This window comes from Pseudogemmobacter sp. TB195 (genome assembly GCF_058313095.1).
This window is the reverse complement of the sequence record NZ_JBZEGG010000113.1, coordinates 450-706: the sequence shown is the minus strand read 5'-3', so window position 1 is coordinate 706 and position 257 is coordinate 450.

The following is a 257-nucleotide window of genomic DNA, read 5'->3' as shown; positions in this document are numbered from 1 at the left end:
CTTCCTTCCGATGGCGGCGCTCTGGTGGCGCTCTTGCGTCGCGACAGGTGGGCGGGCCTTCCCATTGCAGGAATTTGCCGCATGACTGGCAAACTGGTCATGCCGCATAACGCTGTTTCTGGAGCATGAGGGACGCCGCCTCCGCATTGAAAACCCGGCGCGTCACGTATTGGGAGGGATGTTCTTTTGACCGGGTCCGCCGCCAATGAAAACGCATCCCCCTGGCTGCCGGTTGAAGACCGGGAGAAGGCGCGCGA